Source organism: Pseudomonas sp. PONIH3 (assembly GCF_002934345.1).
Taxonomy (GTDB): Bacteria; Pseudomonadota; Gammaproteobacteria; order Pseudomonadales; family Pseudomonadaceae; genus Aquipseudomonas; species Aquipseudomonas soli.
Genome location: NZ_CP026386.1, coordinates 3,311,834 through 3,331,937, shown reverse-complemented (window position 1 = coordinate 3,331,937; position 20,104 = coordinate 3,311,834). Strand labels below are relative to the sequence as shown.

Annotated in this window: 18 protein-coding genes; 13 read left to right on the top strand and 5 right to left on the bottom strand. The window is 63.4% G+C overall.

Annotated elements, in window-relative coordinates:
* Positions 1-163 precede the first annotated feature (163 nt).
* The 7 genes from C3F42_RS15460 to fdhA all read left to right on the top strand — a co-directional run bounded on the left by C3F42_RS15460 (position 164) and on the right by fdhA (position 9,103).
* Complete coding sequence (locus C3F42_RS15460) at positions 164-1,417, top strand: serine hydroxymethyltransferase (protein WP_023631298.1); 1,254 nt, start codon at positions 164-166, stop codon at positions 1,415-1,417.
* Between the two features lie 15 nt (positions 1,418-1,432).
* Positions 1,433-2,683 (top strand): sarcosine oxidase subunit beta family protein, encoded by a 1,251-nt coding sequence (locus C3F42_RS15455; RefSeq protein ID WP_094011556.1) that lies wholly within the window; start codon positions 1,433-1,435, stop codon positions 2,681-2,683.
* 17 nt (positions 2,684-2,700) lie between these two features.
* Positions 2,701-3,036 carry a sarcosine oxidase subunit delta gene (locus C3F42_RS15450; protein ID WP_023631299.1) on the top strand — a complete coding sequence of 112 codons (336 nt, stop codon included), beginning with the start codon at positions 2,701-2,703 and terminating at the stop codon, positions 3,034-3,036.
* Positions 3,033-6,050 carry a sarcosine oxidase subunit alpha gene (locus C3F42_RS15445; protein WP_104444603.1) on the top strand — a complete coding sequence of 1,006 codons (3,018 nt, stop codon included), beginning with the start codon at positions 3,033-3,035 and terminating at the stop codon, positions 6,048-6,050. The genes C3F42_RS15450 and C3F42_RS15445 overlap by 4 nt, the downstream gene beginning before the upstream one ends.
* Before the next feature lie 144 nt (positions 6,051-6,194).
* Positions 6,195-6,827, top strand: coding sequence for a sarcosine oxidase subunit gamma (locus tag C3F42_RS15440; RefSeq protein WP_038707202.1), 633 nt, complete (start codon positions 6,195-6,197; stop codon positions 6,825-6,827).
* Between the two features lie 11 nt (positions 6,828-6,838).
* Entirely contained in the window at positions 6,839-7,696 is an 858-nt protein-coding gene (gene purU, locus C3F42_RS15435) for a formyltetrahydrofolate deformylase (protein ID WP_023631289.1), read from the top strand.
* Positions 7,697-7,903: 207 nt separating this feature from the next.
* Positions 7,904-9,103 (top strand): formaldehyde dehydrogenase, glutathione-independent, encoded by a 1,200-nt coding sequence (gene fdhA, locus C3F42_RS15430; RefSeq protein ID WP_104444602.1) that lies wholly within the window; start codon positions 7,904-7,906, stop codon positions 9,101-9,103.
* Positions 9,104-9,428: 325 nt separating this feature from the next.
* On the opposite strand, the gene C3F42_RS15425 is transcribed toward fdhA, so the two are convergent.
* The gene (locus C3F42_RS15425) at positions 9,429-10,280 is read right to left on the bottom strand and encodes an RHS repeat-associated core domain-containing protein (protein ID WP_104444601.1); all 852 of its coding nucleotides are present in this window, start codon (positions 10,278-10,280) and stop codon (positions 9,429-9,431) included.
* Positions 10,281-10,797: 517 nt separating this feature from the next.
* Here C3F42_RS15425 and C3F42_RS15420 point away from each other — a divergent pair.
* Positions 10,798-10,989, top strand: a complete 192-nt coding sequence (locus tag C3F42_RS15420) for a hypothetical protein (RefSeq protein WP_104444600.1) — start codon at positions 10,798-10,800, stop codon at positions 10,987-10,989.
* A gap of 209 nt (positions 10,990-11,198) precedes the next feature.
* Entirely contained in the window at positions 11,199-11,762 is a 564-nt protein-coding gene (locus C3F42_RS15415; RefSeq protein WP_104444599.1) for a DUF2780 domain-containing protein, read from the top strand.
* A gap of 53 nt (positions 11,763-11,815) precedes the next feature.
* Here C3F42_RS15415 and C3F42_RS15410 read toward each other — a convergent pair whose 3' ends face one another.
* Entirely contained in the window at positions 11,816-13,165 is a 1,350-nt protein-coding gene (locus tag C3F42_RS15410) for an APC family permease (RefSeq protein ID WP_104444598.1), read from the bottom strand.
* A gap of 170 nt (positions 13,166-13,335) precedes the next feature.
* Positions 13,336-14,223, bottom strand: coding sequence for an acyltransferase (locus tag C3F42_RS15405; RefSeq protein WP_094011551.1), 888 nt, complete (start codon positions 14,221-14,223; stop codon positions 13,336-13,338).
* A gap of 182 nt (positions 14,224-14,405) precedes the next feature.
* Between C3F42_RS15405 and C3F42_RS15400 the strand changes: the two genes are divergently transcribed.
* The 4 genes from C3F42_RS15400 to creD all read left to right on the top strand — a co-directional run bounded on the left by C3F42_RS15400 (position 14,406) and on the right by creD (position 18,586).
* Entirely contained in the window at positions 14,406-14,906 is a 501-nt protein-coding gene (locus C3F42_RS15400) for an ATP-dependent zinc protease (protein ID WP_023630860.1), read from the top strand.
* A gap of 108 nt (positions 14,907-15,014) precedes the next feature.
* Positions 15,015-15,695, top strand: a complete 681-nt coding sequence (gene creB / locus C3F42_RS15395) for a two-component system response regulator CreB (protein WP_104444597.1) — start codon at positions 15,015-15,017, stop codon at positions 15,693-15,695.
* Entirely contained in the window at positions 15,695-17,128 is a 1,434-nt protein-coding gene (creC, locus tag C3F42_RS15390; RefSeq protein WP_094011549.1) for a two-component system sensor histidine kinase CreC, read from the top strand. The genes creB and creC overlap by 1 nt, the downstream gene beginning before the upstream one ends.
* 129 nt (positions 17,129-17,257) lie before the next feature.
* Positions 17,258-18,586, top strand: a complete 1,329-nt coding sequence (creD, locus tag C3F42_RS15385) for a cell envelope integrity protein CreD (RefSeq protein WP_023632663.1) — start codon at positions 17,258-17,260, stop codon at positions 18,584-18,586.
* 177 nt (positions 18,587-18,763) lie between these two features.
* Here the strand turns inward: creD and C3F42_RS15380 are convergent, their stop codons facing one another.
* Complete coding sequence (locus tag C3F42_RS15380) at positions 18,764-19,378, bottom strand: glutathione S-transferase (RefSeq protein WP_104444596.1); 615 nt, start codon at positions 19,376-19,378, stop codon at positions 18,764-18,766.
* A gap of 3 nt (positions 19,379-19,381) precedes the next feature.
* Positions 19,382-20,050: a peptide-methionine (S)-S-oxide reductase MsrA gene (gene msrA / locus C3F42_RS15375; RefSeq protein ID WP_023632108.1), complete on the bottom strand. Its 669-nt coding sequence runs from the start codon at positions 20,048-20,050 to the stop codon at positions 19,382-19,384.
* Positions 20,051-20,104: the final 54 nt, after the last annotated feature.

Here is a 20,104-nt window from a genome sequence, read left to right as displayed (position 1 = left end):
GCCCGCTCCCGCGCTGTTTTCCACAGTGCCTTGAACAATGTCGTAAACGCGCCATTGCAAGGCGCGCGCAGGCATCTGTACCGCCGTGCCCGGTCATACCATCGCTGCAAAGGGTGGGAAAACCCTCACCAGACAAGAAACGATCGCTGCCGGGAGATACACGATGTTCAGCAAGCAAGACCAGATCCAGGGTTACGACGACGCACTGCTGGCGGCGATGAATGCCGAGGAACAGCGCCAGGAAGATCACATCGAGCTGATCGCCTCGGAGAACTACACCAGCAAGCGCGTGATGCAGGCCCAGGGCAGCGGCCTGACCAACAAGTACGCCGAAGGCTATCCGGGCAAGCGCTACTACGGCGGCTGCGAACATGTGGATAAAGTCGAGGCGCTGGCCATCGAGCGCGCCAAGCAGCTGTTCGGCGCCGACTACGCCAACGTCCAGCCGCACTCCGGCTCCTCGGCCAACGGCGCCGTGTACCTGGCCCTGCTGCAGGCCGGCGACACCATCCTGGGCATGAGCCTGGCCCACGGCGGCCACCTGACCCACGGCGCCAAGGTGTCGTCCTCGGGCAAGCTGTACAACGCCGTGCAGTACGGAATCGACACCGCAACCGGCTTGATCGACTACGACGAAGTCGAGCGTCTGGCCGTGGAACACAAGCCGAAGATGATCGTCGCCGGCTTCTCGGCCTACTCCAAGACCCTGGATTTCCCGCGTTTCCGCCAGATCGCCGATAAAGTCGGCGCGCTGCTGTTCGTCGACATGGCCCATGTCGCCGGCCTGGTCGCCGCCGGCCTGTACCCAAACCCCATCCCCTTCGCCGACGTGGTCACCACCACCACCCACAAGACCCTGCGCGGTCCGCGTGGCGGCCTGATCCTGGCCAAGTCCAACGAAGAGATCGAGAAGAAGCTCAACGCCGCCGTGTTCCCCGGTGCCCAGGGCGGCCCGCTGATGCACGTGATCGCCGCCAAGGCGGTGTGCTTCAAGGAAGCACTGGAGCCCGAGTTCAAGGCCTACCAGAAACAAGTCATCGAAAACGCCCAGGCCATGGCCCAGGTGTTCATCGAGCGCGGCTACGACGTGGTGTCGGGCGGTACCGACAACCACCTGTTCCTGGTCAGCCTGATCCGCCAGGGCCTGACCGGCAAGGACGCCGACGCCGCCCTGGGCCGCGCCCATATCACCGTCAACAAGAACGCCGTGCCCAACGACCCGCAGTCGCCGTTCGTCACCTCGGGCCTGCGCATCGGCACCCCGGCCGTCACCACCCGCGGCTTCAAGGTCGCCCAGTGCGTGGCGCTGGCCGGCTGGATCTGCGATGTGCTGGACAACCTGGGCGACGCCGATGTCGAGGCCGATGTGGCCAAGAACGTCGCCGCGCTGTGCGCCGACTTCCCGGTCTACCGCTGAGTGGAGCAGAACACCATGCAACGTTATTCGGGCTTCGGCCTCTTCAAGCACTCCCTCAGCCACCACGAGAACTGGCAGCGCATGTGGCGCACGCCGACGCCGAAAAAGGTCTATGACGTGGTCATCGTCGGCGGTGGCGGCCATGGCCTGGCCACCGCCTACTACCTGGCCAAGGAGCACGGCATCACCAATGTCGCAGTGATCGAGAAAGGTTACCTGGGCGGCGGCAACACCGCCCGCAACACCACCATCGTGCGTTCCAACTACCTGTGGGACGAGTCTGCGCACTTGTACGAGCACGCCATGAAGCTGTGGGAAGGCCTCTCGCAGGATATCAACTACAACGTGATGTTCTCCCAACGTGGCGTCTACAACCTGTGCCATACCCTGCAGGACATCCGCGACTCCGAGCGCCGGGTCAACGCCAACCGCCTCAACGGCGTCGATGGCGAGCTCATCCGTACCGAACAGGTAGCGGCCGAGATCCCCTATCTGGATTGCTCGAAGAACACCCGCTACCCGATCCTCGGGGCCACCGTGCAACGGCGTGGCGGAGTGGCTCGCCACGATGCCGTGGCCTGGGGCTATGCCCGTGCCGCTGACGCGCTGGGCGTGGACCTGATCCAGCAGACCGAAGTGATCGGCTTCCGCAAGGAAAACGGCGCGGTGATCGGCGTCGAGACCAACAAGGGCTTCATCGGCGCCAAGCGCGTCGGCGTGGTCACCGCCGGTAACTCCGGGCACATGGCCAAGCTCGCCGGCTTCCGCCTGCCGCTGGAGTCGCACCCATTGCAGGCGCTGGTATCGGAGCCGATCAAGCCGATCATCGACAGCGTGATCATGTCCAACGCCGTGCACGGCTACATCAGCCAGTCCGACAAGGGCGACCTGGTGATCGGCGCCGGCATCGACGGCTGGGTCGGCTACGGCCAGCGCGGCTCGTACCCGGTCATCGAGCACACCCTGCAGGCGATCGTCGAGATGTTCCCGATCCTCTCCCGCGTACGCATGAACCGCCAGTGGGGCGGCATCGTCGACACCACCCCCGACGCTTGCCCGATCATCTCCAAGACCCCGGTGAAGAACATGTTCTTCAACTGCGGCTGGGGCACTGGCGGCTTCAAGGCCACCCCGGGCTCGGGCAACGTGTTTGCCGCCAGCCTGGCCAAGGGCGAGATGCACCCGCTGGCCGCGCCATTCTCCATCGACCGTTTCTACAACGGCGCGCTGATCGACGAACACGGCGCCGCTGCCGTCGCCCACTGACCCCGGAGACAACCGTCATGTTGCACATCTTCTGTCCCCACTGCGGCGAGCTGCGCTCCGAGGAAGAATTCCACGCGTCCGGCCAGGCCCATATCGCCCGCCCGCTGGACCCGAACGCCTGCTCCGACGAGGAGTGGGGCACCTATATGTTCTTCCGCGACAACCCGCGTGGCATCCACCACGAGCTGTGGGATCACGTTGCCGGCTGCCGCCAGTACTTCAACGTCACCCGCGACACCGTGACCTACGAGATTCTGGAAACCTACAAGATCGGCGAGAAGCCTCAGGTCACCGCCGCCTCGAAACAGAGCAGCGCGCCAGCGACCGCCAAGGGCCAAGGGGAAAAAGTATGAGCCAGACCTATCGCCTCGCCAGCGGCGGCCGTATCGACCGCAGCAAGGTGCTGAACTTCACCTTCAACGGCAAGACCTACCAGGGCTATGCCGGCGACACCCTGGCCGCCGCGCTGCTGGCCAACGGCGTCGATATCGTCGGGCGCAGCTTCAAGTACTCGCGTCCCCGCGGGATCATCGCCGCCGGCACCGAAGAGCCGAATGCGATCCTGCAGATCGGCGCCAGCGAAGCCACCCAGATCCCCAACGTGCGCGCCACCCAGCAGGCCCTGTATGCAGGCCTGGTGGCCACCAGCACCAACGGCTGGCCGAACGTCAATAACGACATGATGGGCATCATCGGCAAGGTCGGCGGCAGCATGATGCCGCCCGGGTTCTACTACAAGACCTTCATGTACCCCAAGTCGTTCTGGATGACCTACGAGAAGTACATCCGCAAGGCGGCGGGCCTTGGGCGCGCGCCGCTGCAGAACGACCCCGACAGCTACGACTACATGAACCAGCACTGCGACGTGCTGATCGTCGGCGCCGGCCCCGCCGGCCTGGCCGCTGCGCTGGCCGCCGCGCGTAGTGGTGCAAGGGTGATCCTCGCCGATGAACAGGAAGAGTTCGGTGGCACCCTGCTCGACAGCCGCGAAACCCTCGACGGCAAACCGGCCGCCGACTGGGTCAGCGCCGTGGTGGCCGAGCTGGAGAGCCTGCCGGAAGTCACCCTGCTGCCGCGCAGCACGGTCAACGGCTACCACGACCACAACTTCCTCACCATCCACGAACGCCTCACCGACCACCTCGGCGACCGCGCCCCGATAGGCCAGGTGCGTCAGCGGGTGCATCGCGTGCGCGCCAACCGCGTGGTGCTGGCGGCTGGTGCCCACGAGCGCCCGCTGGTGTACGGCAACAACGACCTGCCGGGCAACATGCTTGCTGGCGCCGTATCGACCTACGTGCGCCGTTACGGCGTGGCCCCAGGCCGCAAGCTGGTGCTGTCGACCAACAACGACCATGCCTACCGCGCCGCGCTGGACTGGCACGACGCCGGCCTGCAAGTGGTCGCCATCGCCGACGCGCGCCACAACCCACGCGGTTCGCTGGTCGAAGAGGCGCGTGCCAAGGGCATCCGCATCCTCACCTCCAGCGCCGTGATCGAGGCCAAGGGCAGCAAGCACGTCACCGGCGCCCGCGTGGCCGCCATCGATGTGCAGGCGCACAAGGTCACCAGCCCCGGTGAAACCCTCGACTGCGACCTGATCGCCACCTCCGGCGGCTACAGCCCGGTGGTGCACCTGGCCTCGCACCTGGGCGGTCGCCCGGTCTGGCGTGAGGACATCCTCGGCTTCGTGCCGGGCGATGCGCCGCAGAAGCGCGTGTGCGTCGGTGGCGTGAACGGTGTCTACGCCCTCGGTGACGTGATCGCCGACGGTTTCGAAGGCGGTGTTCGCGCCGCCACCGAGGCGGGCTTCAAGGCCAGCGTCGGGACCTTGCCGAAAACCCTGGCGCGCAAGGAAGAAGCCACCGTGGCGTTGTTCCAGGTGCCCCACGACAAAGGCACCGCCCGTGCGCCGAAGCAGTTCGTCGACCAGCAGAACGACGTCACCGCCGCGGCCATCGAGCTGGCCACCCGCGAAGGCTTCGAGTCGGTCGAGCACGTCAAGCGCTACACCGCGCTGGGCTTCGGCACCGACCAGGGCAAGCTGGGCAACATCAACGGCCTGGCCATCGCCGCCCGTTCGCTCGGGATCGGCATCCCGGAAATGGGCACCACCATGTTCCGCCCCAACTACACGCCGGTGACCTTCGGCGCGGTAGCCGGCCGGCACTGCGGCCACCTGTTCGAGCCGGTGCGCTTCACCGCCCTGCATGCCTGGCACATCAAGAACGGCGCCGAGTTCGAGGACGTCGGCCAGTGGAAGCGCCCGTGGTACTTCCCCAAGCCCGGCGAAGACATCCACACCGCGGTGGCCCGCGAATGCAAGGCCGTGCGTGACAGCGTCGGCCTGCTGGACGCCTCGACCCTGGGCAAGATCGATATCCAGGGCCCGGACGCCCGCGAGTTCCTCAACCGCATCTACAGCAACGCCTGGACCAAGCTCGACGTGGGCAAGGCCCGCTACGGCCTGATGTGCAAGGAAGACGGCATGGTCTTCGACGACGGCGTGACCGCCTGCGTCGGCGACAACCACTTCATCATGACCACCACCACGGGCGGCGCGGCCCGCGTGCTGCAGTGGCTGGAGCTGTATCACCAGACCGAATGGCCGGAAATGAAGGTGTTCTTCACCTCGGTCACCGACCACTGGGCGACCATGACCCTGTCCGGCCCCAACAGCCGCAAGCTGCTGGCCGAGGTCAGCGACATCGACCTGGACAAGGACGGTTTCCCGTTCATGAGCTGGAAGGAAGGCCTGGTCGGCGGCGTGCCGGCGCGGGTGTTCCGCATTTCGTTCACCGGCGAGCTGTCGTACGAGATCAACGTGCAGGCCAACTACGCCATGGGTGTGCTGGAGCAGATCGTCGAGGCGGGCAAAAAGTACAACCTGACCCCGTACGGCACCGAGACCATGCACGTGCTGCGCGCCGAGAAGGGCTTCATCATCGTCGGCCAGGACACCGACGGCTCGATGACCCCGGACGACCTCAACATGAGCTGGTGCGTGGGCCGCAACAAGGCCTTCTCTTGGATCGGCCTGCGCGGCATGAACCGTGAAGACACCACCCGCGACAATCGCAAGCAGCTGGTGGGCCTCAAGCCCGTGGACCCGAACGTGTGGCTGCCGGAGGGTGCCCAGCTGGTGTTCGACCCCAAGCAGCCGATCCCGATGGACATGGTCGGCCACGTCACCTCCAGCTACGCGGCCAACTCCCTGGGCTATTCGTTCGCCATGGGCGTGGTCAAGGGCGGCCTCAAGCGCATGGGCGAGCGGGTGTATTCGCCGCAGGCCGATGGCAGCGTGATCGAGGCGGAAATCGTGCCTTCGGTGTTCTTCGACCCGAAGGGTGAGCGGCAGAACGTCTAAGGCTTCCGGCTGGCGACACCGGATACTGTGGGAGCGGGCTTGCCCCGCGATGCGATGGAGGCCTTGGCGCCCCCATAGCGGGGCAAGCACGCTCCCACGGTGCCGATGCCGCTCTGACCTACAAGAATTCAAGGCAGGTAAGAAATGAGCGCTATCAACGTCTTCCAGCAAAACCCAGGCCCTGAAGCCAAGGCTCAGTCGCCACTGCACCACGCCGACCTGGCCAGCCTGGTCGGCAAGGGCCGCAAGAATGCAGGCGTGACCCTGCGCGAAAAGAAATTCCTCGGCCACCTGACCCTGCGTGGCGACGGCCATGACCAGGCCTTCGCCGGCGGCGTGCACAAGGCCCTTGGCCTGGAGCTGCCGGTGGCCCTGACCGTGGTCGCCAACAGCGAGATGTCGCTGCAATGGGTCGGCCCGGACGAGTGGTTGCTGATCGTCCCCGGCGGCCAGGAGTTCGCCGTCGAGCAGAAGCTGCGCGATGCCCTCGACGGCCAGCATATCCAGGTGGTCAACGTCACCGGTGGGCAGACCCTGCTCGAGCTGCGCGGCCCCAACGTGCGCGACGTGCTGATGAAATCCACCAGCTATGATGTACACCCGAACAACTTCCCGGTCGGCAAGGCCGTCGGCACCGTGTTCGCCAAGTCGCAACTGGTGATACGCCGCACCGCCGAGGACACCTGGGAGCTGGTGATTCGCCGCAGCTTCTCCGACTACTGGTGGCTGTGGCTGCAGGACGCGTCGGCCGAGTACGGCCTGGCCATCGAAGCCTAAGGAGCAGCACCATGAGTCGGGCACCGGACACCTGGATTCTCACCGCCGACTGCCCGAGCATGCTCGGCACGGTCGATGTGGTGACGCGTCACCTCTACGAGCAGCGCTGCTACGTCACCGAGCACCATTCCTTTGATGACCGGCTATCGGGGCGGTTCTTCATACGTGTGGAGTTCCGCGCCGCGGACGGCTTCGACGAGGAGGGCTTCCGTGCCGGCCTCGCCGAACGCAGCGAAGCCTTCGGCATGGCTTTCGAGCTGACCGCGCCGAATCACCGCCCCAAGGTGGTGATCATGGTGTCCAAGGCCGACCACTGCCTGAACGACCTGCTGTACCGCCAACGCATCGGCCAGTTGGCCATGGACGTGGTAGCGGTGGTGTCCAACCACCCCGACCTGGAGCCCCTGGCGCACTGGCACAAGATTCCGTACTACCACTTCGCCCTCGACCCCAACGACAAACCGGCGCAGGAGCGCAAGGTGCTGCAGGTGATCGAGGAGAGCGGTGCCGAACTGGTGATCCTCGCCCGCTACATGCAAGTGCTGTCGCCGGAGCTGTGCCGCCGGCTGGATGGCTGGGCGATCAACATCCACCACTCGCTGCTGCCTGGCTTCAAGGGCGCCAAGCCGTATCACCAGGCCTACAACAAGGGCGTGAAGATGGTGGGTGCCACCGCGCACTATATCAACAACGACCTGGACGAAGGGCCGATCATCGCCCAGGGCGTGGAGGTGGTGGATCACAGCCACTATCCGGAAGACCTGATCGCCAAGGGGCGGGATATCGAGTGCCTGACCCTGGCACGGGCGGTTGGCTATCACATCGAAAGAAGGGTGTTCCTAAACGCGAATAGGACTGTCGTTCTCTAAGCCGAAACCATCGCGGGGCAAGTCGCATCGCGATGGTTTTTTTACGACAGATGGTGCGCCGCAAACAGGTATCCCCCTGTCGCATCCAGTCACCGCCCCATCCCCCATCAAGCCCACAATCCCTTCATTCCAGTAACACAGGCCGCCCACGGAAAGGCGGCGCTTTCCACCACCGCTGCATAAATACAAATCAAGCGAGGTAAGAGCATGTCTGGTAACCGTGGAGTGGTGTATCTCGGCGCGGGCAAGGTCGAGGTGCAGAAGATCGACTACCCCAAGATGCAGGACCCGCGCGGCAAGAAGATCGAGCACGGTGTCATCCTCAAGGTGGTCTCCACCAACATCTGCGGCTCCGACCAGCACATGGTCCGCGGCCGCACCACCGCCCAGGTCGGCCTGGTGCTGGGCCACGAAATCACTGGTCAAATCGTCGAGATGGGGCGTGATGTCGAGCGCCTGAAAATCGGCGACCTGGTGTCGGTGCCGTTCAACGTCGCCTGCGGTCGCTGCCGCTCGTGCAAAGAGATGCACACCGGCGTCTGCCTTACCGTCAACCCGGCCCGCGCCGGCGGCGCCTACGGCTATGTCGACATGGGCGACTGGACCGGCGGCCAGGCCGAATACGTGCTGGTGCCGTACGCCGACTTCAACCTGCTGAAACTGCCGGACCGCGACAAGGCCATGGAGAAGATCCGCGACCTGACCTGCCTGTCCGACATCCTGCCCACTGGCTATCACGGTGCCGTCACCGCAGGCGTTGGCCCGGGCAGCACCGTCTACGTTGCAGGTGCCGGTCCAGTCGGCCTGGCTGCCGCAGCGTCCGCCCGCCTGCTGGGCGCCGCCTGCGTGATCGTCGGCGACCTTAATCCGCTGCGCCTGGCCCATGCCAAGTCCCAGGGTTTCGAGGTGGTCGACCTGTCCAAGGACACCCCGCTGCATGAGCAGATTGTCGATATCCTCGGCGAGCCGGAAGTGGACTGCGCCGTCGATGCCGTCGGCTTCGAGGCCCGTGGCCATGGTCATGAAGGCGCCAAGCACGAAGCCCCGGCCACCGTGCTCAACTCGCTGATGCAAGTGACCCGCGTCGCCGGCAACATCGGCATCCCGGGTCTTTATGTGACCGAAGACCCGGGCGCGGTGGATGCTGCCGCCAAGATCGGCGCGCTGAGCATCCGCTTTGGTCTGGGCTGGGCCAAGTCCCACAGCTTCCACACCGGGCAAACCCCGACCATGAAGTACAACCGCCAGCTGATGCAGGCGATCATGTGGGACCGCATCAATATCGCCGAAGTGGTGGGGGTGCAGGTGATCAGCCTGGATCAGGCGCCCGAGGGGTATGGCGAGTTTGATGCAGGGGTGCCGAAGAAGTTTGTGATTGATCCGCATAAGACGTTTAGTGCGGCGTAGGTCGGAATAATCAGAGCCCCGTATATAGGGGCTCTGTTTTTTGTATTGCTCATGTTCGATAGGCACTTTAAGTGTGCGACTTTTTCGGCTCTGATGAATTTGCAGTTGGAGATGTTTCGTCTTTTTCAGAGAGCCTTTCGTAAAAAGTATTACGGTTTTTTGGGGGGAATGACGGAGCACTGAGCCCTGCATATCAGTTGCTAGTAATGTCGTGGAGGTCATGCGCTTATGTGTCTGTGTCATACGGGAAACCTATGTTGAGAGACTTTGCGCCTGAAGCTGCTGTGAAGCCAGAAATCTGACGGTTTATGTATAATTAAAAGTATTATTTGGTGTTGGTTCGCATAAGGTTTTGCGCGTAGTCAAGGTCGGCTTCAAGCTGCTTTAGATGATGGGTGAGTAGAATAAGATTTTTTTTTGGGGCTGAATACTGTGCTGATAATTCTGCAAATATTATGCGATTTGTTTTTGTTTTGTCATCTATAGCAGAGATTTTGTCTGTTATTGTGCCAAGGTCTTGAGTCCTTTTAAGTAACTCAACGTATTTTTTGCGCTTCGTGTTAAGGTCATCTATGGTGGCTTCCGCTTCAAGCATTTTTTTAATGCCGCGACCATATTTTTTTTTGTAATCTTGAATGTTTTGGCTCGTTTTCTGAATTTCTTGCGTTTGTTCTTGACTTAAATTTTGTAGATGGATAGTTTCTGATTCGGTGAATTTAGGAGCTGGTACTAGTTTTGTTTGACCGCTGATTTGTGCATTTCTGTAGAGCTTCCCGTTTATATTGCTTTTATCGCCGATTAGCGTTAAGCCCGCTGGGCTTCGTAGCGGATTTTTCATATAGCCGGAGGCGTCAGTATAATTTACCGGGTCATTAGAACAGTAAGCGTAAGCATTGATGTTACCGGCTCCGAAAGGACTTAAGCGATCGGGCGAGTGAAAACGCATCAGTATTGGATTGTAGGCTCTGTAGCTGCCAAGTAGGTAGAAACCTGCAACTGTGCGAAGTTCCGCGTTGAATCGGAGCTGGGGGCTGTCCGAGATTGCATGTGGGTCGAACCCGTAGGTCGCATACGATAGTGAAAGAGGCTCTTGTTTTGTATGCGCACGCAATATTGAACCTTGCATGTCTGTTGCCAGTAACGATGTTGCCGAGGGGGAGAGGTGCTTCGGTTGCATGACTGTCTCCAAATGATCTTGGGTCTCCTTCACAAATTTGCGGCAATGGAGCTAGGCCCGCTACTGGCAAAAATGCTAGGTCTCAAAAAGAATCCTACCCAGAATGAGGCTATACCCCACATACTGCTTGAGGTTGCAGGAAATATCCTGCGCGATATGTCGATGCACGTCTGATTGTCCGGGGAAATCCTGCCCACTAGGCTTTCCCGGTCGCTGTCGGTTCAGCGATCGGGTGTGGAAACCCGGATATGCGTCCTGGAACGTGTCGTTATGGCGGCTGTGTGCGGGAGGCTTAGTGCCTACCGGGTTTTCCTGAATGCATCCGAGTCCACCCCGTGTACAGCTGCAACCCTTTTGTGTGGAAACGAATTGTGCAGCATCACTGCATTCAGGTGACTGTCATGAAAAAATCGTCCCCGACCCGCCCGAAGACCTCCACGCCAAATTACAACTCCCACCCGGCCAATCCCTTTCCACTGCCCTCCTCGAAGGCGCCGTGCCCATCGAGGAGGTGCTGATGAACGTCTGCCATTTCATGTTCATCGCCTATACCGACGGCTATCACGCCCAAGAGCTGGCGACCGACGGCGATGTGAAGCAGCTCCAGGCGTCGAGCCTGCAGCATCTGACTGTCGCCTGGGGGCAGTCAGATGCGCTGGTGGGGGCGTTGAAGCAGGTGCCTGCCTCGGGCTTTTATCAGCCGGATTGAAATAGCCGCGGTCGCTGTGCGGCCCATCGCCGGCAAGCCCACACACAGGTACAGCGCAGGCCTTAGGCTGTTGTGCAATCCACTGTGGGAGCTGGCTTGCCAGCGATTGGGCCTTGGGATGAACACCGATGGCCGGCCCGGAACAAACCTCCGGCACCCCAGTCCAACCCTTCGTTTCCCGGCCATTCCGGCCGACGAGGTCCCTCCCGATGAAAGCATTCACCCTGACAACCCTGATGACCCTGGCCGTAAGCCCGGTGTTCGCCTTCAACCTCAGCGACGCGGCCAATGCCGTCTCGGCCATGCAGAACCAGCAGGTTCAGGGACAAGCGCCAGCCGCCCAGGCCAACCTGCTCAACACGCTGGGTAGCGAATTGAAGATCACTCCGGAGCAAGCCATCGGCGGCGCGGGGGCCATGTTGGGCCTGGCGCGCAACAACCTCAGCGGCGATGACTACGGGCAGTTGACCAAGGCCGTGCCGGGGCTCGACCTGCTGTCGGGCAACAATGCGCTGGGTGGGCTGAACGGCTTGGGGCAGTTGCTGGGCAATGACAAGAACAGCTCGGCCCTGAGCAATGCGCTGGGCGGTGAAGTCGAGAACCGCAATGACCTGGACAACGCCTTCAAGGCGCTGGGCATGGATACCGGGATGATCGGCCAGTTCGCGCCGTTGATCCTGCAGTACCTGGGCCAGCAGGGGATTGCCGGGTCGTTGCTGCAAAACCTGGGGAGTTTGTGGGGTAGCCCGGCGGTACATACCCCGTCGGTCTGACCCCCACCCTCTGCAGGAGCTTGCACTGCCACTCCTGCAGGAGACATGCGGGGCTACGCGGTTTCGGAGAAATCCACCAACCGCACTGGCCGACGAAAACCGGCAGTCAGCACCGCCAGGTACGCCAGCCCCAACGCAAACCAGCACAAGCCGATCACCAGCGTCAGCGCCGACAGGCTGGTCCACAGCCACAAGGTCAGGCCCAACCCCACCAGCGGTACCGCGCCATAGCGCAGCAGGCCCAGCGGCGTGCGCTGTCCCGCGTCATCCATCAGGTGCGTCTTCACCACCGCCAGGTTCACCGCCGAGAACGCCACCAGCGCGCCAAAGCTGATCAGCGAGGCGAGGGTGGCCAGGTCGATCACCAGTGCCAGCAGCGAGAACGCCGATACCAGCAGGGTGGCGAACACCGGCGTGCCGAAGCGCGGCGACAGGTAGCCGAAGCTGCGCTGCGGCAGTACGTGGTCGCGGCCCATGGTGAACAGGATGCGCGACACCGCCGCCTGCGAGGCCAGCGCCGAGCCCAGGCTGCCGGCAACGAAGGCAGCGGTGAAGAAGTTGGCGAGGAACTGCCCGCCGGCCTTCATCATCACTTCGTTGGCGGCGGCATCGGTGTTGGCGAAGGCGCTGCCCGGCAGCACCAGCTGGCTGACATAGGCCAGCACGGTGAACAGCAGCCCGGCGCCAAGGGTGGTGAGGATGATCGCTCGCGGCACGTCGCGGCGGGCGTCCTTGCATTCTTCGGCCAGGGTCGACACGGCATCGAAGCCGAGGAACGAAAGGCACAGCACCGCAGCCCCTGCCATCAAGGCAGCGAAGCCCGGCGCGCTGCCATCACCGCGCAGCGGCGCCAGCAGGTCCACCGGCTGGCCGGCCAGGCCCTGCCAGGACAGGGCGACGAATACGCCGATGAAGACGATCTGCGCGCCGACGATCAGGTTGCTGGTCTTGGCCACCGAGTGGATGCCGACCACGTTGAGCACGGTCACCACGGCGATGGCCGCCAGCACGATGGCCCAAGCCGGGATGGCCGGGAAGGCGATGTTGAGGAACAGCCCGATCAGCAGGTAATTGATCATCGGGATGAACAGGTAGTCGAGCAGCAGGGACCAGCCCGCCAGGAAACCCACGTTGGGGCCGAACGCCATGTTGGTGTAGGAGTACGCCGAGCCCGCGACCGGGAAGCGCTTGACCATGAAGCTGTAGGAGGTGGCGGTGAACAGCATGGCCAGCAGGGTGACCAGGTAGGCAGCGGCGGTGCGGCCACCGGTGAGTTCGGTGACGATGCCGTAGGTGGTGAAGATGGTCAGCGGGACCATGTACACCAGGCCGAAGAACACCAGGGCGGGCAGGCCCAGGACGCGGCGCAGTTGCGCGGGGGCGGAGCAGGGAGGGTTGGCCATCGATCGATCCTGGCTTTTCTTGTAGTTGTGGTTGATCGATTTTTATCCACTCAGGTGGGTGGTGACAAACAAAGAGTTCCTTATGTCGATTATAAATCTGGATTTTAATCGGGGTTTGGTGAGGTATTGTAGGCCCTATCGCGGGCAAGAGCGCGCCAGGGCCATTGGTTTCAGCGCATCTCTGCGCGCAACTGCGCGATCCGCTGGTCCTTGTCCAGCCACAGCTGGTTGACCCAGGCCTGCACCGTCTGACGGAACGTCGGATCGTTCTCGTAATCGCCCGCGCACAACGCCGGGTCCAGCTCGCGCACGCGGATGTCGATGATCACCCGGCTGATACTGCCGTTGAGCAGATCCCAGAACCCCGGCGCCTTGTCGCCCGGGTAGACGATGGTCACATCGAGCAGCGCATCCAGCTGCTCGCCCAGCGCCGCCAGTACGAAAGCCACGCCGCCGGCCTTGGGCTTGAGCAGGTGACGGTAGGGCGATTGCTGCTCGGCGCGCTTGGCCTCGGTGAAGCGGGTGCCTTCGAGGTAGTTGACCACGGTCACCGGCTGGCGCTTGAACAGCTCGCAGGCGGCCTTGGTGATCTCCAGGTCCTTGCCCTTGAGTTCGGGGTGCTTGTCGAGGAAGGCCTTGCTGTAGCGCTTCATGAACGGGTAATCCAGCCCCCACCAGGCCAGGCCCAGCAGTGGTACCCAGATCAGCTCCTTCTTGAGGAAGAACTTGAAGAACGGCACGCGGCGGTTGAGGCTCTCGATCAGCGCCGGGATATCCACCCAGGTCTGGTGATTGCTCACGCACAGGTACGAGGTGTCCTGGCGCAGCGTGTCGACGCCGCGAATGTCCCACTGGGTGGGGATGCACAGGGCGAAGATGGCCTTGTCGATTTCCGACCAGGTTTCGGCGATCCACATCACCGCGGCCGACGCGTAGTCGCGGCCACGGCCCGGCAGCACCAGCTTGAGCAGGGCAAAGACCAGCAGCGGGCCGATCAGCACCAGGGTGTTGAGCAGCAGCAGGGTGAGGGTGAGGATGCCGGTCAGCAGGCGACGCATAAGGGGACTCTTGTTGTGTGAGGTGAACGGTTGGCAATGATAAGCAGGGTATGGCCCTTAGCCAAACGTCGTACGTCCATTAACTGGGACAAATGTTTCACATTATGTTGTTTAACCTGTGGCGACGAACCTATCCTGCCCGCACAGTCTAAGCACTGACCCCTCTCAAGGAAGCCTGCCCTGTGAAACCGTTGCTTGCCCTGTTGTCCCTTCTGGCGCTGCCGGTAATGGCCGCCGAACCGACGCTCTATGGCCGTTACGAGAACATCAAGCTGCCGGAGATCGGCCAGACCCTCAAAGCCAAGATGGATACCGGCGCCTGGACCGCTTCGCTGTCGGCCAAGGACATCGAGATGTTCAAACGTGATGGCAACGAGTGGGTGCGCTTCCGCCTGGCGACCGAGGGCGCCAGCGACAAGCTCTACGAGCATGAAGTGTCGCGTATCAGCAAGATCAAGAACCGCGCCGAGGAAGATGACGAGGAGGAGTCGCCCGCGCTCTCGCATCGCCCGGTGATCGACCTGGAAATGTGTCTGGGCGATGTGAAACGCACCGTGGAGGTCAACCTGGTCGACCGCAGCAATTTCCGCTATCCGCTGTTGATCGGTTCCAAGGCCCTGCGCAAGTTCAAGGCGGCGGTGGACCCGCGCGAGAAGTTCACGGCAGGCAATCCGGGCTGCTGATGCAGCAGTTGCAAGCATAGAGCGACAAGCTGCAAGAAACGGCGGATCGGTGTAAGTTGCCGCGATCCGCTTTCACTTGAAGCTTGCAGCTCGAGGCTTGCCGCTCAGATGCCCCACATCCTCATCGTCGAAGACGAATCCGCCATCGCCGACACCCTCATCTACGCCTTGCAGGCCGACGGCCACAGCACCGAGTGGGTGACCCTCGGCAGCGCCGCCGTCGAGCAGCAGCGCCTGTGCCCGGCCGACCTGGTGATCCTCGATATCGGCCTGCCCGATATCAGTGGCTTCGAGACCTGCCGCCAGCTGCGCCGCTTCAGCGAGGTGCCCGTGATGTTCCTCAGCGCTCGCGACGCCGAGATCGACCGCGTGCTGGGCCTGGAGATCGGCGCCGACGACTACGTGGTCAAGCCATTCAGCCCCCGCGAGGTGGCGGCGCGGGTGCGGGCGATCCTCAAGCGCATGGCGCCGAGGGTTGAAGTGGCCAGCGACAGCACACCGTTCCAGCTCGATACCTTGGCGATGCGTATCAGCTACCGGGGTCAGGCGCTGGCGCTCACCCGCCATGAGTTCCGCTTGCTGCAAAGCCTGCTCGAGCAACCGCGGCGGGTGTTCAGCCGCGAGCAACTGCTCGATGGTCTGGGCGTGGCCTCGGATGTGGGCTACGAGCGCACCATCGACAGCCATATCAAGAGCCTGCGCGCCAAGCTGCGCCAGGTTGCCCCTGACGCCGAGGCGATCCAGACGCACCGCGGCCTGGGCTACAGCTACAGCCCGGAGCACGCCTGATGCGCCTGGGGATTCGCATCTTCCTGGTGTACTTCCTGTTCGTCGGCCTGGCGGGTTATTTCCTGCTCAATACGGTGCGCGAGCAGATCCGCCCGGTGGTGCGTCAGTCATCGGAAGAAACCCTGGTGGACACCGCCAACCTGCTGGCCGAGATTCTGCATGACGATGTGAAGAACGGCACCCTGACCCAGAGCCGCCTGTCGCAGGTACTGGCCTCCTATGGCGAGCGGCGCCCGAGCGCGCAGATCTGGGGGTTGGCGAAAAACCAGGTCAGCCACCGGATCTACGTGACCGATGCCAAGGGCATCGTCCTGCTCGACTCCAGCGGCCGGGACGTGGGCAAGGACTATTCGCGCTGGAATGACGTCTACCTGACCTTGCGTGGCCAGTACGGCGCACGTTCGACCCGCAGCGACCCGGATGACGAAAGCACTTCGGTGATGCATGTGGCGGCGCCGATCCTCGACGGTGGCCAGATCATCGGCGTGGTCACCGTGGCCAAGCCCAACAGCTCGCTGCAGCCATACATCGACCGCTCCGAGCGGCGCCTGCTGATCCTCGGCCTCGGGCTGATCGTGCTCGGCCTGTTGGTCGGTGCGGCGCTGTCGTGGTGGTTGACCCGTTCGCTGCGCCGCCTCACCCACTATGCCCAGGCGGTCAGCGAGGGCCAGCGCGCCGCGCTGCCGCACTACAAGGGCGGCGAGCTGCTGCAACTGGCCACGGCGGTGGAGCGCATGCGCACCCAGCTCGAAGGCAAGGCCTACGTCGAACGTTATGTGCACACGCTCACCCATGAACTCAAGAGCCCGCTGGCGGCGATCCGTGGCGCCTCTGAGCTGCTGCAGGGCGACATGCCGCAAGAGCAGCGGGCGCGCTTTGCCGGCAACATCGAGCGCGAGAGCGACCGCCTGCAGCAGATGATCGAGCGGTTGCTCAACCTGGCCCGGGTCGAACAGATGCAGGCCCTGGAGGACGAGCAGCAGGTGGCGGTGGCGGCGTTGATCGACGAACTGTTGCTGGCCCAAGGTACAAGGATCGACGGTGCCGGGTTGCAGGTGCGCCAGCGGATCCCGGCGGGCCTCAGGCTACTGTGCGATCCATTCCTGATGCGCCAGGCGTTGGCCAACCTGCTGGACAATGCATTGGACTTCACCCCGCAGCAAGGCGCATTGGCCTTCGAGCTGGAGCGCGATGGCGAGCGGGTGGCCTTAAGCCTGTTCAACCAGGGGCAGGCGATCCCCGAATATGCCCTGGGCCGGGTCAGCGAGCGCTTCTATTCGCTGCCAAGGCCCGGCACCGGGCGCAAGAGCACCGGGCTGGGGCTGAACTTCGTGGCCGAGGTGATGCAGTTGCATGGCGGGGCGCTGGCGGTGGACAACGTCGAGGGTGGCGTGCGAGTGAGGTTGTGGCTGCCGGCGCGGCGACTTACCTGAGAGGCAAGTCGCCCACTCCCACAGACTTTCTGCTGACCGCTCCAATCTCCACACAATCTCCACATTCCCTCCCCAAGGGCTCCACGCAGCGGGCAGACACTGCCCCCATCGCAAACGGAGCCCAACCCCATGAACAAGACCCTAGGTTTCAAGCTCGGCCTGATTGCCGTGCTGATCCTGCTGCTGCTGATTCCCCTGCTGATGATCGGCGGCTTGATCGACGAACGTCAGCAACTGCGCAACAACGTGCTCGGCGAGATCGCCGCGAGCTCCAGTTTCGACCAGTTGGTCAGTGGCCCGGTCGTGGTAGTGCCCTATCGCAAGTACGAGCGCCGCTGGATCGACAAGGACGGCAAGAGCGTCCAGGAAACCAGCACGGTCCACGGCCAGCTGTATTTCCTGCCGGAAACCTTCGAAATGGATGTGGGCGTCGATACCGAGCTGCGTGCCCGGGGCATCTACCAGGCGCGCCTGTTCCATGCCAAGAGCAGGATCAGCGGCCGCTTCAAGCTGCCCGAGCGCTGGGGGATCGAGAAAGACTACGACGACTATCGCTTCGACAAGCCGCGGCTGATGGTCGGCATCAGTGATATCCGCGGCATCGAGAACAGCCTTGAACTGAAGTTGGACGACCAGCGCCTGCCGTTCCAGCCCGGCAACGGAGTCGATTGGTTGCCTGGCGGCGTGCATGTGGACCTGCCGCAGTTCAGCGAGCCGCAGGCCCGGGAGTTCACCTATGCCTTCGACCTGGACCTGCTGGGCACCGGGCAACTGGCCGTGCTGCCGGTCGGGCGCAGCAGTACCGTGGACATGCGCGCCAACTGGCCGCACCCGAGCTTCATCGGCAACTTCCTGCCCAGCCGCCGCGCCATCGACGAGAAAGGCTTCAGCGCCCACTGGCAGACCACGTTCTTCGCCACCAACCTGGAGGAGGCGGTGCGCCTGTGCGCCACTGCGCAGAAGTGCGCTGACTTCACCGACCGGGCTTTCGGCGTCAGCTTCGTCGACCCGGTGGACCAGTACCTCAAGAGCGAGCGGGCGATCAAGTACGCGCTGCTGTTCATCGCCCTGACCTTCGCCGGCTTCTTCCTGTTCGAGGTGCTGAAGAACCTCAGCGTGCACCCGGTGCAGTACATCCTGGTGGGCGTGGCCCTGGCGTTCTTCTACCTGCTGCTGCTGTCGTTGTCGGAGCACCTGGGGTTCGGCCTGGCCTATGGGCTGTCGGCGTCGGGCTGTGTGCTGCTGATCGGCTTCTACCTGGTGCACGTGCTGCGCAGCCTGGGGCGCGGGGTGGGCTTTGCGGCGGGGTTGGCGGCGTTGTACGGCATGCTCTACGGGCTGCTCAGCGCCGAGGACTACGCACTGCTGATGGGCTCGTTGCTGTGCTTTGGCCTGCTGGGTGTGTTCATGGTGCTGACCCGCCGGCTGGACTGGTCGCGGGTGGGGAGGTTGGGATGAGGGAGGATAGAGAGATCGGGCGGTGGTTGGCCCAGCGGATCGGGCAGTTGTTTCCTGTGCTGCCGAGGTGAGGCCATCGCGGGGCAAGCCTGCTCCCACGCAAATCCAGGTTTCGATCCAGATTTTGGCGTGGGAGCGGCGATGCGGCGGCCCGACTTGCCCCGCGATAGGGCCCGGTCAGGCTGCCGGTGCGGTGGCCAGCATCGACGCCCGCTGGCTGACCTCGGCGTACCACGCCGCCAGCCCCGGATACTCTCCGCGCCAGTCGAACTCCGGCTGGCGCAAGTCCAGATAACCCAAGGCGCAGGCCACACCGATCGCGGCGATATCGAAGCCGGAGATGATCTCTGCCAGGTGCTCGTGCTCCAGGCTCGCCAGCCCGCGGCGGATCTTCTCGCCCTGCGCTGTCACCCAACCGTCCCACTGCTTGTCCATCGGGCGCAGGAAGGTCTCGTAGCGCGTGGCCACGGCGGCATCCATGATCGCGTCGGCCTGCGCGGCCAGGGTCAGGCGCCGCCAGCGCGCCGAGCCCTCGCGGGGGATCAACGGCAGGCCGACATGCTGGCTGTCGAGGTATTCGCAGATCACCCGGCTATCGTGCAACACGCTGCCATCGCCCAGGCGCAGGGCCGGGATCTTGCCGATCGGGTTGTCGCGGTTGAGCTGCTCGTCGCCGTTCAGCGGGCTGATGTTCACGCCCTGCACGCTGACGCGCTCCAACTGGCCGGTCTCGTGCAGGACGATCATCACCTTGCGCACGAACGGTGACAACGGCGAATGGAACAGGATCATGGCTCAGTTGCCCTGCAGGCTGGGCGGCAGGCACACGCCGGTGCCGCCGATGCCGCAGTAGCCGTCCGGGTTCTTGGCCAGGTACTGCTGGTGGTAGGCCTCGGCGAAGTACACGGTCGGCGCCTGGGCGATCTCGGTGGTGATCTCGCCGAAGCCTGCCTTGCTCAGTTCGGCCTGGAAGGCGGCCTGGCTGGCCTGGGCTTCCTCGAGTTGCTGCGGCGAGGTGCAGTAGATCGCCGAGCGGTACTGGGTGCCGACATCGTTGCCCTGGCGCATGCCCTGGGTCGGGTTGTGCAGCTCCCAGAACATCGCCAGCAGTTCGCGGTAGCTGACCTTGTTCTTGTCGAACACCACCAGCACCACTTCGGTGTGGCCGGTCAGGCCCGAGCAGACTTCTTCATAGGTCGGGTTGGGGGTGAAGCCACCGGCGTAGCCGACCACGGTGCTGACCACGCCTTCGCGCTGCCAGAAGCGCCGCTCGGCGCCCCAGAAGCAGCCCAGGCCGAAGATGGCGAAGTCGATGTCGCCTTCGAAGAACGGGCCGAGCAGCGGGGTGCCTTCGAACACGTAGTGGAACTCGGGCAGGGTCATCGGGGTTTCGCGGCCAGGCAGGGCCTGTTCCGCGGTGGGCAGGACGTTTTTGTTCACCAGGATTTCCGAACGCAGGACCATGGCCGTTCCTCTGTGTTTTTTCAGTGGGATAGGTGTTGGACCCATCGCGGGGCA

What these genes read in the sequence shown, in the direction of transcription:
- C3F42_RS15460 (WP_023631298.1), top strand. Translation starts at nt 164, where the DNA reads ATGTTCAGCAAGCAAGACCAGATCCAGGGTTACGACGACGCACTGCTG.
- C3F42_RS15455 (WP_094011556.1), top strand. Translation starts at nt 1,433, where the DNA reads ATGCAACGTTATTCGGGCTTCGGCCTCTTCAAGCACTCCCTCAGCCAC.
- C3F42_RS15450 (WP_023631299.1), top strand. Translation starts at nt 2,701, where the DNA reads ATGTTGCACATCTTCTGTCCCCACTGCGGCGAGCTGCGCTCCGAGGAA.
- C3F42_RS15445 (WP_104444603.1), top strand. Translation starts at nt 3,033, where the DNA reads ATGAGCCAGACCTATCGCCTCGCCAGCGGCGGCCGTATCGACCGCAGC.
- C3F42_RS15440 (WP_038707202.1), top strand. Translation starts at nt 6,195, where the DNA reads ATGAGCGCTATCAACGTCTTCCAGCAAAACCCAGGCCCTGAAGCCAAG.
- purU (WP_023631289.1), top strand. Translation starts at nt 6,839, where the DNA reads ATGAGTCGGGCACCGGACACCTGGATTCTCACCGCCGACTGCCCGAGC.
- fdhA (WP_104444602.1), top strand. Translation starts at nt 7,904, where the DNA reads ATGTCTGGTAACCGTGGAGTGGTGTATCTCGGCGCGGGCAAGGTCGAG.
- C3F42_RS15425 (WP_104444601.1), bottom strand. Translation starts at nt 10,280, where the DNA reads ATGCAACCGAAGCACCTCTCCCCCTCGGCAACATCGTTACTGGCAACA.
- C3F42_RS15420 (WP_104444600.1), top strand. Translation starts at nt 10,798, where the DNA reads ATGAACGTCTGCCATTTCATGTTCATCGCCTATACCGACGGCTATCAC.
- C3F42_RS15415 (WP_104444599.1), top strand. Translation starts at nt 11,199, where the DNA reads ATGAAAGCATTCACCCTGACAACCCTGATGACCCTGGCCGTAAGCCCG.
- C3F42_RS15410 (WP_104444598.1), bottom strand. Translation starts at nt 13,165, where the DNA reads ATGGCCAACCCTCCCTGCTCCGCCCCCGCGCAACTGCGCCGCGTCCTG.
- C3F42_RS15405 (WP_094011551.1), bottom strand. Translation starts at nt 14,223, where the DNA reads ATGCGTCGCCTGCTGACCGGCATCCTCACCCTCACCCTGCTGCTGCTC.
- creB (WP_104444597.1), top strand. Translation starts at nt 15,015, where the DNA reads ATGCCCCACATCCTCATCGTCGAAGACGAATCCGCCATCGCCGACACC.
- creC (WP_094011549.1), top strand. Translation starts at nt 15,695, where the DNA reads ATGCGCCTGGGGATTCGCATCTTCCTGGTGTACTTCCTGTTCGTCGGC.
- creD (WP_023632663.1), top strand. Translation starts at nt 17,258, where the DNA reads ATGAACAAGACCCTAGGTTTCAAGCTCGGCCTGATTGCCGTGCTGATC.
- C3F42_RS15380 (WP_104444596.1), bottom strand. Translation starts at nt 19,378, where the DNA reads ATGATCCTGTTCCATTCGCCGTTGTCACCGTTCGTGCGCAAGGTGATG.
- msrA (WP_023632108.1), bottom strand. Translation starts at nt 20,050, where the DNA reads ATGGTCCTGCGTTCGGAAATCCTGGTGAACAAAAACGTCCTGCCCACC.